The sequence below is a fragment of the Prevotellamassilia timonensis genome, from assembly GCF_900106785.1.
In the GTDB taxonomy this organism is placed as follows: Bacteria; Bacteroidota; Bacteroidia; order Bacteroidales; family Bacteroidaceae; genus Alloprevotella; species Alloprevotella timonensis.
In genome coordinates this window covers 553,085-567,143 of sequence record NZ_LT629844.1, presented here as the reverse complement: position 1 = coordinate 567,143, position 14,059 = coordinate 553,085, and the positions used below count along the sequence as shown (strand labels likewise).

15 protein-coding genes and 1 pseudogene are annotated in these 14,059 nt (G+C 47.5%); 5 read left to right on the top strand and 11 right to left on the bottom strand.

All coding sequences use genetic code 11. The annotated features are described in order from the left end of the window. Positions 1–79: 79 nt before the first annotated feature. Entirely contained in the window at positions 80–1,123 is a 1,044-nt protein-coding gene (locus BQ5453_RS07940; protein ID WP_074027632.1) for a transposase, read from the bottom strand. Positions 1,124–1,157: 34 nt separating this feature from the next. Then, entirely contained in the window at positions 1,158–1,535 is a 378-nt protein-coding gene (locus tag BQ5453_RS07935) for an ISAon1 family transposase N-terminal region protein (RefSeq protein WP_143033257.1), read from the bottom strand. Between the two features lie 320 nt (positions 1,536–1,855). On the opposite strand from BQ5453_RS07935, the gene BQ5453_RS07930 reads away from it, so the two are divergent. From BQ5453_RS07930 to BQ5453_RS07915, 4 genes are read left to right on the top strand one after another with little or no spacing between them, the layout of a single operon-like run. Then, positions 1,856–2,323: a nucleoside deaminase gene (locus tag BQ5453_RS07930; RefSeq protein ID WP_071122776.1), complete on the top strand. Its 468-nt coding sequence runs from the start codon at positions 1,856–1,858 to the stop codon at positions 2,321–2,323. Between the two features lie 39 nt (positions 2,324–2,362). Further along, entirely contained in the window at positions 2,363–2,617 is a 255-nt protein-coding gene (locus BQ5453_RS07925; RefSeq protein ID WP_083361164.1) for a cupin domain-containing protein, read from the top strand. 40 nt (positions 2,618–2,657) lie between these two features. Further along, a complete protein-coding gene (gene gmd, locus BQ5453_RS07920) occupies positions 2,658–3,770 on the top strand; it encodes a GDP-mannose 4,6-dehydratase (RefSeq protein WP_071122774.1) in 1,113 nt (370 codons plus the stop codon). A 9-nt stretch (positions 3,771–3,779) separates the two neighbouring features. Then, a complete protein-coding gene (locus tag BQ5453_RS07915; RefSeq protein WP_071122773.1) occupies positions 3,780–4,991 on the top strand; it encodes a GDP-L-fucose synthase family protein in 1,212 nt (403 codons plus the stop codon). 188 nt (positions 4,992–5,179) lie between these two features. On the opposite strand, the gene BQ5453_RS07910 is transcribed toward BQ5453_RS07915, so the two are convergent. From BQ5453_RS07910 to BQ5453_RS07890, 5 genes are all read right to left on the bottom strand, one after another. Then, positions 5,180–6,253 carry a VapE domain-containing protein gene (locus tag BQ5453_RS07910; RefSeq protein ID WP_161942406.1) on the bottom strand — a complete coding sequence of 358 codons (1,074 nt, stop codon included), beginning with the start codon at positions 6,251–6,253 and terminating at the stop codon, positions 5,180–5,182. A 975-nt stretch (positions 6,254–7,228) separates the two neighbouring features. Next, complete coding sequence (gene ettA / locus BQ5453_RS07905; RefSeq protein WP_022101143.1) at positions 7,229–8,923, bottom strand: energy-dependent translational throttle protein EttA; 1,695 nt, start codon at positions 8,921–8,923, stop codon at positions 7,229–7,231. 26 nt (positions 8,924–8,949) lie between these two features. Further along, complete coding sequence (locus tag BQ5453_RS07900; RefSeq protein WP_071122770.1) at positions 8,950–9,363, bottom strand: META domain-containing protein; 414 nt, start codon at positions 9,361–9,363, stop codon at positions 8,950–8,952. 129 nt (positions 9,364–9,492) lie between these two features. Beyond that, a complete protein-coding gene (thiL, locus tag BQ5453_RS07895) occupies positions 9,493–10,548 on the bottom strand; it encodes a thiamine-phosphate kinase (RefSeq protein ID WP_071122925.1) in 1,056 nt (351 codons plus the stop codon). A 146-nt stretch (positions 10,549–10,694) separates the two neighbouring features. Continuing rightward, positions 10,695–11,171 (bottom strand): outer membrane beta-barrel protein, encoded by a 477-nt coding sequence (locus BQ5453_RS07890; RefSeq protein ID WP_071122769.1) that lies wholly within the window; start codon positions 11,169–11,171, stop codon positions 10,695–10,697. A gap of 53 nt (positions 11,172–11,224) precedes the next feature. On the opposite strand from BQ5453_RS07890, the gene BQ5453_RS07885 reads away from it, so the two are divergent. After that, the gene (locus BQ5453_RS07885; protein WP_143033335.1) at positions 11,225–11,530 is read left to right on the top strand and encodes a hypothetical protein; all 306 of its coding nucleotides are present in this window, start codon (positions 11,225–11,227) and stop codon (positions 11,528–11,530) included. Positions 11,531–11,787: 257 nt separating this feature from the next. Here the strand turns inward: BQ5453_RS07885 and BQ5453_RS07880 are convergent, their stop codons facing one another. The 4 genes and pseudogenes from BQ5453_RS07880 to BQ5453_RS07865 all read right to left on the bottom strand — a co-directional run. Further along, positions 11,788–12,627, bottom strand: a complete 840-nt coding sequence (locus BQ5453_RS07880; RefSeq protein ID WP_071122767.1) for a DNA adenine methylase — start codon at positions 12,625–12,627, stop codon at positions 11,788–11,790. After that, positions 12,624–13,262, bottom strand: a complete 639-nt coding sequence (locus tag BQ5453_RS07875; protein WP_071122766.1) for a thymidylate synthase — start codon at positions 13,260–13,262, stop codon at positions 12,624–12,626. The genes BQ5453_RS07880 and BQ5453_RS07875 overlap by 4 nt, the downstream gene beginning before the upstream one ends. A gap of 111 nt (positions 13,263–13,373) precedes the next feature. Beyond that, positions 13,374–13,622, bottom strand: coding sequence for a hypothetical protein (locus BQ5453_RS07870; RefSeq protein WP_071122765.1), 249 nt, complete (start codon positions 13,620–13,622; stop codon positions 13,374–13,376). A 233-nt stretch (positions 13,623–13,855) separates the two neighbouring features. Then, positions 13,856–14,059: pseudogene (locus tag BQ5453_RS07865) on the bottom strand (RNA-dependent RNA polymerase family protein); the annotation flags it as partial.

The following is a 14,059-nucleotide window of genomic DNA, read 5'->3' as shown; positions in this document are numbered from 1 at the left end:
TGCACAGCCCTCCACAGGGTTTGTCGGGTGCGCCANNNNGGCGCACCCGACAAACCCTGTGGAGTAGGCCGTGCAGATGCTAACCCAAAACTGTTGCTAAACGATACATGAAGAATGGTATGTCTATGACTCCTTTTACTTGTGCACGAAAGCATTTGATCTTTGAGTTCAACGATTCAGCTGAAGCGTTAGTCTTACGTCCGTCAAAGTAGTTCAGGATTTCATCCTCATAGAATCTGATGGTATCGCGTACGGACTTGATTTCACGCAGAGTGCAGGAAGCCACTTTCTCATACCACCCCTTGAAATTCTGTTTGGCAGTCTCCTTTGTGAGTTTCTTGTTTCTGAATATGGCTCTAAGGGAGTTGATCAGATTGTATGCTTCTTCAAGTTTTGGGTAGAGTGCGAAAAGTATCTTCGCACGCTTTTTCTGCGTTGCGCTCCACTTCTCTCGGCTCATGGACAATTGCTTGCGACATCGTGTCTGTGCCTCTACAAGAGTCTCGCCATTTTCAAGCCTTTTGGGTTCAAAGCGAGTGTTCAGCCTCATAGGCTTTCTTCCGCGCTTGCTCTTCTTCCAGTTCTTCCCATGCCTTTTCCTCATTCGCTCGCGGTAAGCCTTTCTCTGCGCTGCCAGATTTTCGAGGTATTTGCGAAACTCTGCCTTCTGTCTGTTCGCCTCCTTTACGGCTTTTCGTTTCAGGCGCAGGCGTATCTCTTCGCAGCCCTCTCCACCGCGTTTTACGACATGGAAGCAGTCACGTATGACTGTGGCTTTAGGGAATGCCTCTCGGGCTATGACACGCATGCAATCTGAGAGATCCATCGTGATATTCTCAACCATTTCACGCTTATCTGCAGGTAGTTGCATGAGAACCTTCAGTACGTCAGCAGGATTCGTTCCCTTGACTACTGCTATGATTGCACCCTTGCGACCATGGGCATCCTTGTTGTGAACGATAGTGTACAGTTCGCCCTGGAGGGAGGTCTCGTCTATGCCTTGCTCCTTACCTACGTTTTGCGGAATAAGAATCCACTTGGATGCGTGATCCTTCTGCTCCCACGTCTCGAAGTTACTCAGGGCGTCCTTGTATCTTTTGGCAAACGTGGAGCTGTTAATCATGTACGTATAACCAATCTGACGAGCGGTTATCGTCTCAGAGTCCATTCGCCCTCTTTAAAAAAAGCGCGAAGTCCTTCGCGTATCGAGTGCCCTTATGCTTCAGTTCAAACTCCTTGTCAAGGTCAACACTTCTTGTTGTGCCATCCGGCATTGTCCAACGCCTTCTTCGTATGTGAAGTACCGCCTTCTTGTCTCGGGCTGGATAGTCAAGTAAACATGATTCTTCCCCAAAACCATTGCTCACGGAATCCTTCATGTCTGGTGTGCGATTGTCGCGCTCATCCAGATAGATGTGAAGCTCTGTTGTGTAAAGAACATCCTTGTCCAGAGTACGCTGTGTTGCAAAGTCTGTCACCTCGAAATATTTAAGAACTCCTTCGGGGAGGAAATATGAGGCGAGGCCCTCATACATATTTTTATTGCCATTCTGATTCATAGTGCAAAGGTACTACTTTTGGGCAATCATGTATCGTTTGGCAACTCAGTTTTTGGGTTAGCATCTGCACAGCCCTCCACAGGGTTTGTCGGGTGCGCCAAAACAACGCGACACGAGTAATAACGTCTACGCGTTGGCGGAATTTCAGGTTAACTTGTCAACTTGTTTACTAATTCCGTCAACGCGTTAAAGTCTACTTTACCAGCATTTCATACAAAACAGACCACTAAATATTGCACAAAAGCGTGCCAGTGATTACCTTTGTGTAAGACAAAACCATAAATCGTGACAACAATATGACAAAACAAGAACTGATGCGACGCGCCATAGCTTTGGCCGTCGAAAACGTAAGACAAGGGGGCGGCCCCTTTGGTGCCGTCATAGCGCGCAACGGCGAAATTGTGGCCGAAGGCGTCAACCGCGTTACCTTGCAACACGACCCTACAGCCCATGCCGAGGTGCAGGCCATTCGCAATGCTTGCACCAAGCTGGGCACTTTCGACCTCAGCGGCTGCGACATTTACTCGTCGTGCGAACCTTGCCCCATGTGTTTGGGGGCCATCTATTGGGCACACCTCAGCCACCTATACTTTGCCGGCACAAAAACTGACGCTGCCGAGGCCGGATTTGACGACGCCTTTATATACCAGGAACTGCCACTGCCCATCAACGAACGCCACTTGCCCACCGAAGCCATGATGCACGACGAGGCCGACGCCCCTTTCAACGCCTGGCGTCAGAATGGCGACAAAGTAGCATACTGAATGGCTCATAAAGGACATTTATTTTAGAAACTCAAAACAATACGTTTGAAAGCAGGAAAACACATTAGTTATCAGTTGCATCATCATCGTAGTGAAATATGGACTTGTGTTGATGGCGAAGGCATCTTTGTTTTAGATGGTGAACGAAGACTAGTTAAACGTGGAGACGTCATGAATATTCCTGTCGAACATTATCATGCCATAAAGGCCACAACGGATTTGACTTTTATTGAGGTACAATTAAGTAATCCGCTCGTGGAGGAATATATTGAAAGATTTGAGTATGAATGGTAAAAAGGAATTTCCTTAATTAAAGAACAAAAACATATCAATTATGAGTAAACAAAACATAGCCCTAATAACGGGTGTAACAGGACAAGATGGATCATACTTAGCAGAATTGCTCCTTGAAAAAGGATATGATGTACACGGCATCATTCGCCGTTCATCCGTAGACTATCGCGAGCGTATCGCACATCTCGAAGGCAAACCCCATTTCCATTTACACTATGCCGACCTTGGTGACTCCATGTCTATAGTAGGCGTGGTGTCAGAAGTGCGACCTACTGAGATTTACAACCTTGCTGCACAGAGCCATGTGCAGGTTAGCTTCGACTCTCCTGAGTTTACCGCTGACGTTGATGCCGTGGGTGTTCTACGTATAATTGAGGCAGTACGCAAAGTAGGACTTACCCACAGTTGTAAAATCTACCAAGCATCAACCTCCGAACTCTATGGCAAAGCTGAAGAAGTGCCACAAAACGAAAACACCCCCTTCCATCCATTCAGCCCCTATGCAGTAGCCAAACTCTATGGATATTGGATAATCAAAGAATATCGCGATGCCTACAATATGTTTTGCTGCAATGGCATCCTCTTCAATCACGAAAGCGAGCGTCGTGGCGAGACTTTCGTGACACGTAAGATTACTCTTGCTGCTGCACGTATAGCACAGGGCTTGCAAGACAAACTCTACCTTGGCAACCTTGATTCATTACGCGATTGGGGCTATGCAAAAGACTATGTAGAGTGCATGTGGCTCATTCTTCAAGCCCCTAAACCCGAAGACTACGTCATCGCAACAGGTGTACAACATAGCGTACGTGAGTTTGCCCAACTCGCCTTTCATCATGTAGGCATCGAACTAAAATGGGAAGGCAAGGCAGAAAACGAAAAAGGCATCTGCATAAGCGGTCCCGAACATTTAAAAGGAAAAACAATAGTAGAAGTTTCCCCAGACTTCTATCGTCCCACAGATGTAGTAAACCTTTGGGGCGACCCAACCAAAGCCAAGGCAAAACTCGGTTGGGATCCCAATACTACCTCCTTCGAGCAACTCGTAAAAATCATGGTAGACCATGACATGGCAAAAGTAGCAGCAGAAGGAGCCGCAGCCCAAGTACGTACCAATTTGGCAGAATATCTTGAAAAGGGAATTGTAAAATAAAAGAACACCATGTTAAGTAAAGATAGTAAAATCTATATAGCAGGACATCACGGACTTGTAGGCTCAGCCATTTGGAACAATCTAAAGGCACGAGGCTATAACAATTTAATAGGTCGCAGCCATAAAGAGTTAGACCTAACCGACCAGCAAGCCGTAACACGCTTCTTCGATGAAGAACGTCCCGAAGCCGTAGTTCTTGCAGCAGCCTTTGTTGGTGGCATCATGGCAAACTCCCTCTATCGTGCCGACTTCATCATGCAAAACATGAAGATGCAGTGCAATGTAATAGAAAATGCCTACAAACATGGTGTCAAAAAACTCCTCTTTTTAGGTTCAACGTGCATCTATCCCAAGAACGCACCCCAACCCATGAAAGAATACAGCCTGCTCACCTCCCCCTTAGAATATACCAACGAGGAATATGCCATAGCCAAGATAGCAGGATTAAAGATGTGCGAATCGTACAATCTGCAATACGGCACCAATTATATAGCCGTAATGCCCACCAACCTCTATGGTCCCAACGATAATTTCCATTTAGAGAACAGCCATGTCATGCCCGCCATGATGCGCAAAATCTATTTGGCAAAACTCCTACACGAAGGCGATTGGCACAGCATAGAAGAAGACATGAACAAACGCCCCATCAATCCCACAGATAAACTCCGTGCGCTCATTGGTGAAGGCAATGTAGATGGCACAAACCCTCATGACCGCATCTTAAAAGCCTTAGCCTTCTATGGCATCTACGACAATAAAGTAGTGCTTTGGGGAACAGGAACGCCACTTCGCGAATTTCTTTGGAGCGAAGACATGGCGGATGCCAGTGTACACATACTCCTAAACGTTGACTTCAAAGATATTATAGGAATAGAAAAATACAGCAGCGTGTTTTATGGAGCCAAAACCGATGGCACAGTAGACCGCAACAACTCTGAAGGTCGCGGAGGCGCCATACCCACGTTAGGCGAGATACGTAATTGCCACATCAACGTAGGTACAGGCATAGAACTCACCATCCGTCAACTCTCCGAATTAGTTGCAAAAGCCGTAGGATTTGAAGGCACCATAGAGTTTGACAACACCAAGCCCGATGGCACTATGCGTAAACTCATCGACGTAAGTAAACTCCATTCATTAGGCTGGACACACAAAGTCGAGATTGAAGAAGGCGTACAACGACTTTTTAATTGGTATAAACAAAGTCTCAACAAACAATGAAATCAATCGTAACACGAAAATACCTGATACCATTTGCTCTTGTAACCTCCCTATTCTTCTGTTGGGGATTTGCACATAAGTAGGTGTTAAAAATTAGTTGATATGAATTGGTACAGTATTTCGTTCGCTTTCGCGCACCTTTTCTCGACATGGCAAAATGAAAGCAAGCTCTCTTTTGCTCATCTGGCTTAACGAAAAGGTTCAGAACTTGAGTACGTAATCTCACCACTTTGCACCTCGTGCAGCAACTGTGCATAAAGTTGCGCATAGTCGAGCGGCGTGTCACAGTCTATGACGTGCTTCACCTCCTGGCAGTAAAAACGGCGGCTGCCCGTAGGGTCGGTCAGCAGGTCGAACCTGTTGCTGGTACCTATAAACGAGGCCACACGTGCCATTTTGCTGAACCCGGCAGCATAGGGGCGGCGCGCCTGCATGGTGCCAAGCTGCACCAAATTCTTAAGTTTGGCGTTGTGCAACTTGTTGTAGCGGTCAAACTCGTCAAGATTGACAAGCGCAAAGCGCGACAGCGCCAGTTCAAGACGCTCGTCGCCGGCCAGCTCAAACTTGTCAGTATAGTAATTGCGCAGTTCGGGAGGCAGCAACATGCGGCAAAACGTACTTTTGCGCACACCCTGCTCCTCACTCACCAACAGCGGTATCATGGCATTGCCGCAGGTGCTTGCGCCGCCCGCTGCGGCCTGCACCCAACCAGCCACCATGCAGCGCAGCCAGCGCCCAAACACCATGCGCCACAGCGCGTCGGTGCTCACCCGTTCGGCCAGTGGACCCACGCGGTCGGTACCGTCCCATTGGGGCAGTGACTGCAAATAAGCGCTGAATGGGTGATACTGCGGCATGTAGGCCGACTCCACAATGCGGTCCACATCATTGTTCCACACCATGCAGCCCCGTTTGTGCAAGTCAATCACCATCGTGTTGCGCACCAGTTTGCTCACGGGCACAAGCCCTTTGTCCGCCTGGTCGCGCCGTTGCACTTCGGGCGTGCGGTCAAGCACATTATAGCGCATGTCGCACAGTTCGTCCATAAGACTGATGGCCTGTTCGGTCAGACCGCAGTTCGTGGTGCTGGCTGTCGCTTGCGGTGCGCAATTAATATCATTGCCCATGCTTTTTTGCTGGGGCGTTTCAGTGTTTTTAGTTTGTGGTTCCGCGCTTTGCCCGATAGCGTCTATCAGTTTGTTAACGCCACGTTTCACAATGGCATCGGCATAGCGCAGCATTCTGTTAAGCATTCGTTTCATGATCATACAATTTGGTTTAGTACAAAAGTAAAGTTGAATTAAAGTGCTGCAAAGGTAACACCGAGGCATTGCACCCAACAAAAAAAGTGTACAATTTGTACACAAATATTTGCTCCCTCCCCGTCTACCTACTTATAAATGAGTGCGTGTGTTTTTACTGCCATCTTACACTTTTTACACATAACAAGTTGACACACAGAGGTTTCAAGAGTGTAAGATGATTTCAAAGTATCTTACACTCCCTTGCATACATCTTACACACCCCACCCCGCCGCCTCGCAGCCGGTTTTGTCGTATGCGGTGGGGTTTACGCCACAGGGACGTAGGAAAATCTGTCGGAGCAACAGACTTTTCTGTTCCCCTATGTTGTGATATCACCCTCCCGTACTTGTGCCGTGTGGCAGCGTGTGGGGTGTGTAGGTTGCGTGTAGGTGGCATTGACATCATCTTACACTAGTCAAAGTGCTGATAATCAATAATTTACGATGTATTAGTGTAAGATGTAAGATACTCGGCAAGTAAAGTTTTTGTAGTATGGTAAAGGTACCGCTACCACAAAATGCTACCACAAAACGCAAGCACAAGACGCTGCCACCAAACGCAAGCACCAAACGCTATCACTAATGGGGGCGACGCGTCCCGCGTCGGTTTTTTCAGCAGCCTCATCCCGCGTGAAAATGCAATGCTTATATACTAAACAAAGGCTCACAGACAGCACGAATTACACTCATGTCTGTGAGCCTTTGCCTTAAAAATCCCGACGCGGGACGCGTCGCCCCCATTAGTGCTTGCGTTTAGTGGTAGCGTTTTTTCAGACTTCGTTAATGCGTCACCCAATATCAATACGCGTCATTCAATGGCGCAGAAAAGTGGCGAAGTCAGGACAAAAGAAGGACAGGATTAACGCTTGCTGTACATGCGTCTATCCTGTCCTTTCTTTTATTGCAATTTATATATCAACAAAGCGCCATGCCGTCAATCATCGAGCTTGCGGTAGCGAATGCGCTTGGGTTCTTCAAGTCCAAGGCGTTTGGCCTTGTTCACCTCATAGTCTGTGTACGAACCTTCGAAGAAGAACACATTGCCATCACCCTCAAAGGCCAATATGTGCGTACAAATACGGTCGAGGAACCAACGGTCGTGGCTGATAACCACCGCACAACCGGCAAAGGCTTCCAAGCCCTCCTCCAGGGCACGCAGCGTGTTGACATCAATGTCGTTGGTTGGCTCATCGAGCAACAACACATTGCCCTCTTGCTTCAGGGCAAGGGCCAGTTGCAAACGGTTACGCTCACCGCCCGAAAGCACGCCACACTTCTTCTCCTGGTCGGCTCCAGCAAAGTTGAAACGGCTCAGGTAAGCACGCGCGTTGATGTCGCGACCGCCCATACGCATCAGTTCGCTGCCACCGCTTATCACCTCATACACACTCTTGTCGGGATCAATGTCGGTGTGCTGCTGGTCAACGTATGCCAATTTTACGGTCTCGCCCATTTCAAATGTACCGCTGTCGGGGGTGTCCAAGCCCATGATAAGGCGGAACAGCGTAGTTTTACCCACACCATTAGGACCAATCACGCCCACAATGCCAGCGGGAGGAAGCGTAAAGTCAAGGTTTTTGTAAAGCACCTTGTCGCCAAAAGCCTTCGACACACCATGCGCCTCAATCACCTTGTTGCCAAGTCGCGGTCCGTTAGGTATGAATATCTCCAACTTCTGTTCCTTCTCCTTTACGTCTTCATTCAGCAGTTTGTCGTAAGAGTTCAAACGCGCTTTACCCTTAGCCTGACGTGCCTTGGGGGCCATGCGCACCCATTCAAGTTCGCGTTCCAACGTTTTGCGGCGCTTGCTTGCCACCTTCTCCTCCTGCTCCATGCGCTTGCTCTTTTGCTCGAGCCACGACGAGTAGTTGCCCTTCCAGGGTATGCCCTCACCACGGTCAAGTTCCAAAATCCAGCCAGCCACATCGTCAAGGAAGTAGCGGTCGTGTGTAACGGCTATCACCGTGCCCTCATACTGGTTCAAGTGCTGTTCCAACCAGTCGATGCTCTCCGCGTCAAGGTGGTTGGTCGGTTCATCGAGCAACAGCACATCAGGCTTTTGCAACAAGAGGCGGCACAATGCCACGCGGCGGCGTTCACCTCCCGACAGGTGTTCAGCCTTCCAGTCAGCAGGCGGCAGGCGCAATGCGTCCATGGCACGTTCCAAACGGCTGTCGAGGTTCCACGCATCGGTGGCGTCAAGAATGTCCTGCAACTCGCCCTGACGGGCAAACAAAGCATTCATCTTGTCCTCATTCTCGTAGTACTCGGGCAAACCAAACTTTTGGTTAATCTCCTCATACTCGGCCAAGGCGTCTACCACATTCTGCACACCTTCCTGTACAATTTCCTTCACCGTCTTGTTATCGTCAAGATGGGGGTCCTGCGGCAAATAGCCAACCGAATAGCCCGGCGAGAATACCACCTCGCCCTGGTAGTCGTTGTCCAGTCCGGCAATAATCTTCATAAGGGTTGACTTACCGGCACCATTAAGACCTATGATACCAATTTTGGCACCATAAAAGAAACTGAGGTAAATGTTTTTAAGTACCTGTTTGTTGTTCTGCTTGATGGTCTTTGACAAACCGACCATCGAGAAAATGATTTTTTTATCGTCTACTGTAGCCACTATGTTGTAGGGGTTTAGGCGTTGTTTTATTTCTTTTTCGTGAGCGTGATAAGCGTCTTGCCGTGGGCATCTTTGAGCAGCATTTCATTGCCGTTCACCTCCGATGTGCGCACCTTGTCGAGTGCAGCCATAAAGTCGCTTTCGTAGGTATCGTCGGGGCAGAGCATACGCGTCATGCCCATGTGCGAGAAGTCGGGTTTGCCAGCCGCAAACTTTTTCAAATTCATTGAACCCGTAAGTCGGTTGCAGCCCGTAAAGCCATAAATATTTCCCTCGTTAAGGTCAAAACCCAGGAAAGGCGTTTCATCGCTGGGCGTAATAGCGCGCCCGCCGATATTTGTCACACTCCATTCGCCTCCGATGGCATACGTTGACTTTTGTGTGGCGCACGATGCCAACAGCAGCATGGTGGCAGGAATAACATATAATAATCTCTTCATAATTCTTTATTTAGTATTTAGTAAGTTACAAATTCGAGTTTCGGATTTAGACGGGTATGGTCTGAAAGTTGAATTACAGATATATTGTCGGAGTCAGTTGACAAGCTGTCTGGCCACCCCGTCAGCCTTTTATTCTGCCAAGGGGTTCCACCCTTGTGCTTTGAGGTCAAACTCATTGCCGTCGCGTGTCACGAGTTTGTTACCCAGTTCGGGCTTTGTCATGTGTCCGATAACCTTCACGCCCTCAATTTGCGAGACGCGCTCGTGTCCGGTCAATGGCACAGTAAACAGCAATTCATAATCCTCGCCACCATTCAATGCGGCCGTGTACACATTCATGTTAAACTCCTCGGCAGCCACGGCAGTTTGATAGTCGATAGGTATGCGTTCCTCGTAAATGCGGCATCCCGTATGACTCTGCTTGCAAATGTGCATGGCCTCAGATGACAGGCCGTCACTTATGTCCATCATCGACGTGGGATGTATGCCAGCCTCACGCAAGTGTTCAATCACATCGCGACGAGCCTCAGGCTTCAAAAAGCGCTCTATCAAATACTCACGTCCTGCAAAGTCGGGTTGTGCAGCCGTTTCGGCATTACCTTTCTGCGACTCGAATATGCGTTTTTCGCGCTCCATCAACTGCAATCCGAGGTAAGCTGCACCCAAGTTACCGCTCACACAGAGCAAATCAGTGTCCTTTGCTCCCGAGCGATACACGATATCCTCGGCCTTGGCCTCACCAATACAAGTAATGCTGATGGCCAGTCCTGTGAGAGAAGACGTCGTGTCGCCCCCCACAATATCCACGCCATGACGCTCGCATGCCAAACGAATGCCGGCATACAGTTCCTCAACGTGCTCCAACTTGAAGCGCCGACCTACAGCCAGGCTCACCAGCAACTGCCGCGGTGTGCCGTTCATGGCATACACGTCCGACAGGTTCACCATAGCAGCCTTATAACCCAGATGCTTGAGCGGGGTGTAAGTCAAATCAAAATGAATGCCCTCCATCAGCATGTCCGTAGTCACGAGCACACGTCGGTTGTCGGCGGGGTCGGTGCTATACTGCAACACAGCACAGTCATCGCCCACACCGCGCAGTGTCGAGGCATTCTGCATTTTAAGTCCTTCGGTCAAGTGGTCTATCAGGCCAAACTCTCCCAAAGTTGCTATTTCTGTCATTATATATAATATCAACATGTTGGCAAGAATAGCTGACAAGTCAGCTCCCTATTACGCCAACAATTATATTAGTCACTGAAGTTTCGGATTTAACCTGGGCGGGCTGGATCCAAAACATAATTTAGTTAAACGTCTTGCTTTACTGTTCCTTAAAAGTAGAAACCCAATCCTATGCGTGCGCCCACGGTGCTCTTTTCTGAGAAAGAGTCGAGCGACATTTTATAGTACACCGAAGGCTCGATGGTAATATAGCGGTTGACAAAGAAGGCATAGCCAATCTCCACCGGAATTTGCACATCGTTAGAACTTGGTGTATAGTGCACATATTCTGCTCCGGCACCAAGGAACACACCACATTGGTCAAAGTAGTAACGTGCACCAGCGCCCACACTCACATCGTTAATTTCCTTGGTGTGGTCATAGCTCACATTGCCACGCAGCATAAAGCAGTCTGCCAAGAAATAGCCTGCCGTTGCATCAAGTCCGAATCGGAACTTTTGGTTTGAACTGTAAGACAAACCAATACCCGATATTGAGGCGCCCACATACTTTGTACCTTTTGCAAATTGTGCATGAGCCGACAGTGTGCCCACAGCCAGTGCGAGCATGATAAACAATTTCTTCATATACGTATATTTTGTTTGTGTACAAAGATAGTGCAAACCGAATGCAGTGCAAAATGAAAGAAAGTTTTTTTTCATTTTGCACTGCTGAGGTGCAGCCTATCTTATCAAAAGATAGTGCAAACCGAATGCAGTGCAAAATGAAAGAATACTTTTTTTCATTTTACACTGCTGAGGTGCAGCCTATCTTATCAAAAGATAGTGCAAACCGAATGCAGTGCAAAATGAAAGAATACTTTTTTTCATTTTACACTGCTGAGGTGCAGCCTATCTTATCAAAAGATAGTGCAAACCGAATGCAGCGCAAAATGAAAGAATACTTTTTTTCATTTTACACTGCTGAGGTGCAGCCTATCTTATAAACCATTCTGATATTATACTCACGGATCACACCGATCGCACGGATTTTTTTGCTCGTGCAGCGTGCTTTAGCACCACGTAAATCCGGCAAAACGAAATGTGCTCGATTTGAAAAACGAAACGTGCAAAAATCGGGAAAAACGAAACGTGCAAAAAAATTCGCGCACACGACACTTTAAAACAACAAAAAAGCAGTCCAAAACGGGCTGCTTTTATAGTTTTTGAACGGCGGACAAACAGTGTTCAAACGAGGTTCAAATTATGCGGCATTAGACTTCACGAGCATCATATCTTTGTAATCTGCGTCATAGTTCACATGCGCATTGAACTCGAAACGCTTACAACCTTCGAACGGATTGCCGAGCGTTTTATTCTTGCCTAACCATTCACAAAGCTCAATGATAGACGACTTATCTGATGTAAAATAAACAAACGGCTTTCCTTTGAGCACATTCAACACATCGAGATAGTCAGACAAATGCCAGTACATTTTGTATGTTCCGACCTCTGTGGACAAATAAGGAGGGTCCACTATAAACACCACATTCGGCTCGTCTTTATATTTTTCGTATAGTTCACGATAGTCACATGATTCAATCGTCAAACCTTCCAGATAGTCCTCACTTGTCGGGTAGTCGTTCTTTCGGATATTATTGTATAATGTCTGCTTCTCCATTTCCTCGATGCTCAGTTCGTACTTCATCGAGAACATCACCGATGCCGAGATGGTTATAAAATCAATATAGCCCACCGTTTGCTCCTCATGTCTCAAACGTTCAAACATCTTCTCACGCATCACACCATCTATCCGCTTGTGCTTTGGCGTATTGCCAACTATCTCTCGCAAATCAGCGAGCAGCGTATTTGTCGGACGTATATGTGCCAATCTCTCGCGGTAGTTGTCGTAGTCGTTATATACCACAGTTGCCTCTGGGCGCAAATGCTTCGTTATATGGGACAGCAAACCGCTGCCACCGAACAAATCCACAAACACTGTTTTGTCGTTGAACTGGGGCAGAATCTTGATATACTCCTTTGCAAACATGCGCTTCTGTCCGACAAAAGGCAGAGGTGCTGCCATGTGCATTTTCCCTCTCATACGTTCAGTTCAAATTTTATATTATCCTCACCAGCGAGAAGTCGTTCAGTGGGCTTTATGTTGTTTTCATAGATGTGTACATTCGCCAGGTTCAGCGTGATAGACTTTAGCGGCAAGTCTATCTGTCGAGCCATCAGATAAAGGTGGTAAATGTCTGAAGGCAGTCCGAGGTTTGCATCGGAGCTGCGCTGATATGCCGACACAACCAATGCATCGTCCTCTATTTGAAACTGCACAAGGCTCAGGCACGGTGCCTGGTTGCTCTCTGCATCCGTTGCTCCGAGAAACAATACATAGTTTTTGCTGTTGCGTTTCTCCTTGTTGATGCGCTCAATAAGTGGTGGCAGTTTCTCCATGTAGGTCGGGTAGCTGTTTACCAATGTCTGGCCGCAGTAGTCCCACCATGCTATGCCTGCCTCACGGTATCGTTCCACATTGCGCTCTCCTTGCATAAACAGTTTCAGCTCTTCTTTCAGTTTCTTCCTCGCTATGCCGTGGCTCTCAAATATGTCGAGCAGGTCAGCCGGTGTGAGCATCAGCTGCTCGTTGAGCAAGTATTTTATCTTGCCTTTTTTGTTCTGTTGGGTCTTGCCTTCAGCAAGCACCTTCCCCAATAATAAATAGTATTTGTTCATCGTATTTTACTTTCGATACGGCAAAGTTACCACGCTTCCGCATCAAAAAGTAACACCACGAGCAAATCACACTGCAAGCCTTTTACAGCACGTTTTCAAAATCCTTATGCTTTATCCCTCGAGCACCTGAGTGCTACACTCTCGACCATATCGCTTGATGAGCGTGTACACCTTGCGCTCGCTCACATGATAGCGATCTGCAAGTGTCGCCACAATGTATGAGACCTTTTCGCCACCACCGAGCATCACGCGATAGTCGTTGTACAAGTCTATATATTCCACATCTTCGATGCGTATCCCTGCCTGTTGTAGCCTTTTTAACGGCTCGCGGTTAAAATTCAAAATCTCAAATACCTTCATTTTCAACTAATTTATATACCTTTGTATCGCCAATCATTTATAACACAAAAAACACGAGAGTGCAGCAGGAGACATCAGCCCCCGGTTGTGCACTCTCGTGGTGTTGTGTTAATAAATGATTGGCGTCTATATTAACAGGCCGGGGGCTTTTTTACATCCTCCCCCGAAAGGATTTTTTAAGCGTTGTACTTGCTCAAATCTATTGCATCTTTATTCTTCCAGCCATTTTCCTGCAGCTGTTCATGTATGATGTCACGAATCATCCATAGTTCCGCTTTCGTTTTACCGAGTACCACGCCGTCATCACAATATCTGTAAAAATAACGTACGCCGCACTTGTCTTTCAGATAATGGTCTAAGAAAACAGACAATAACAGATTCCCCGCCCCTTGCGAGCTGCGCAGCCCGAAACTGATGCCCTCAGGCAGAATATACAC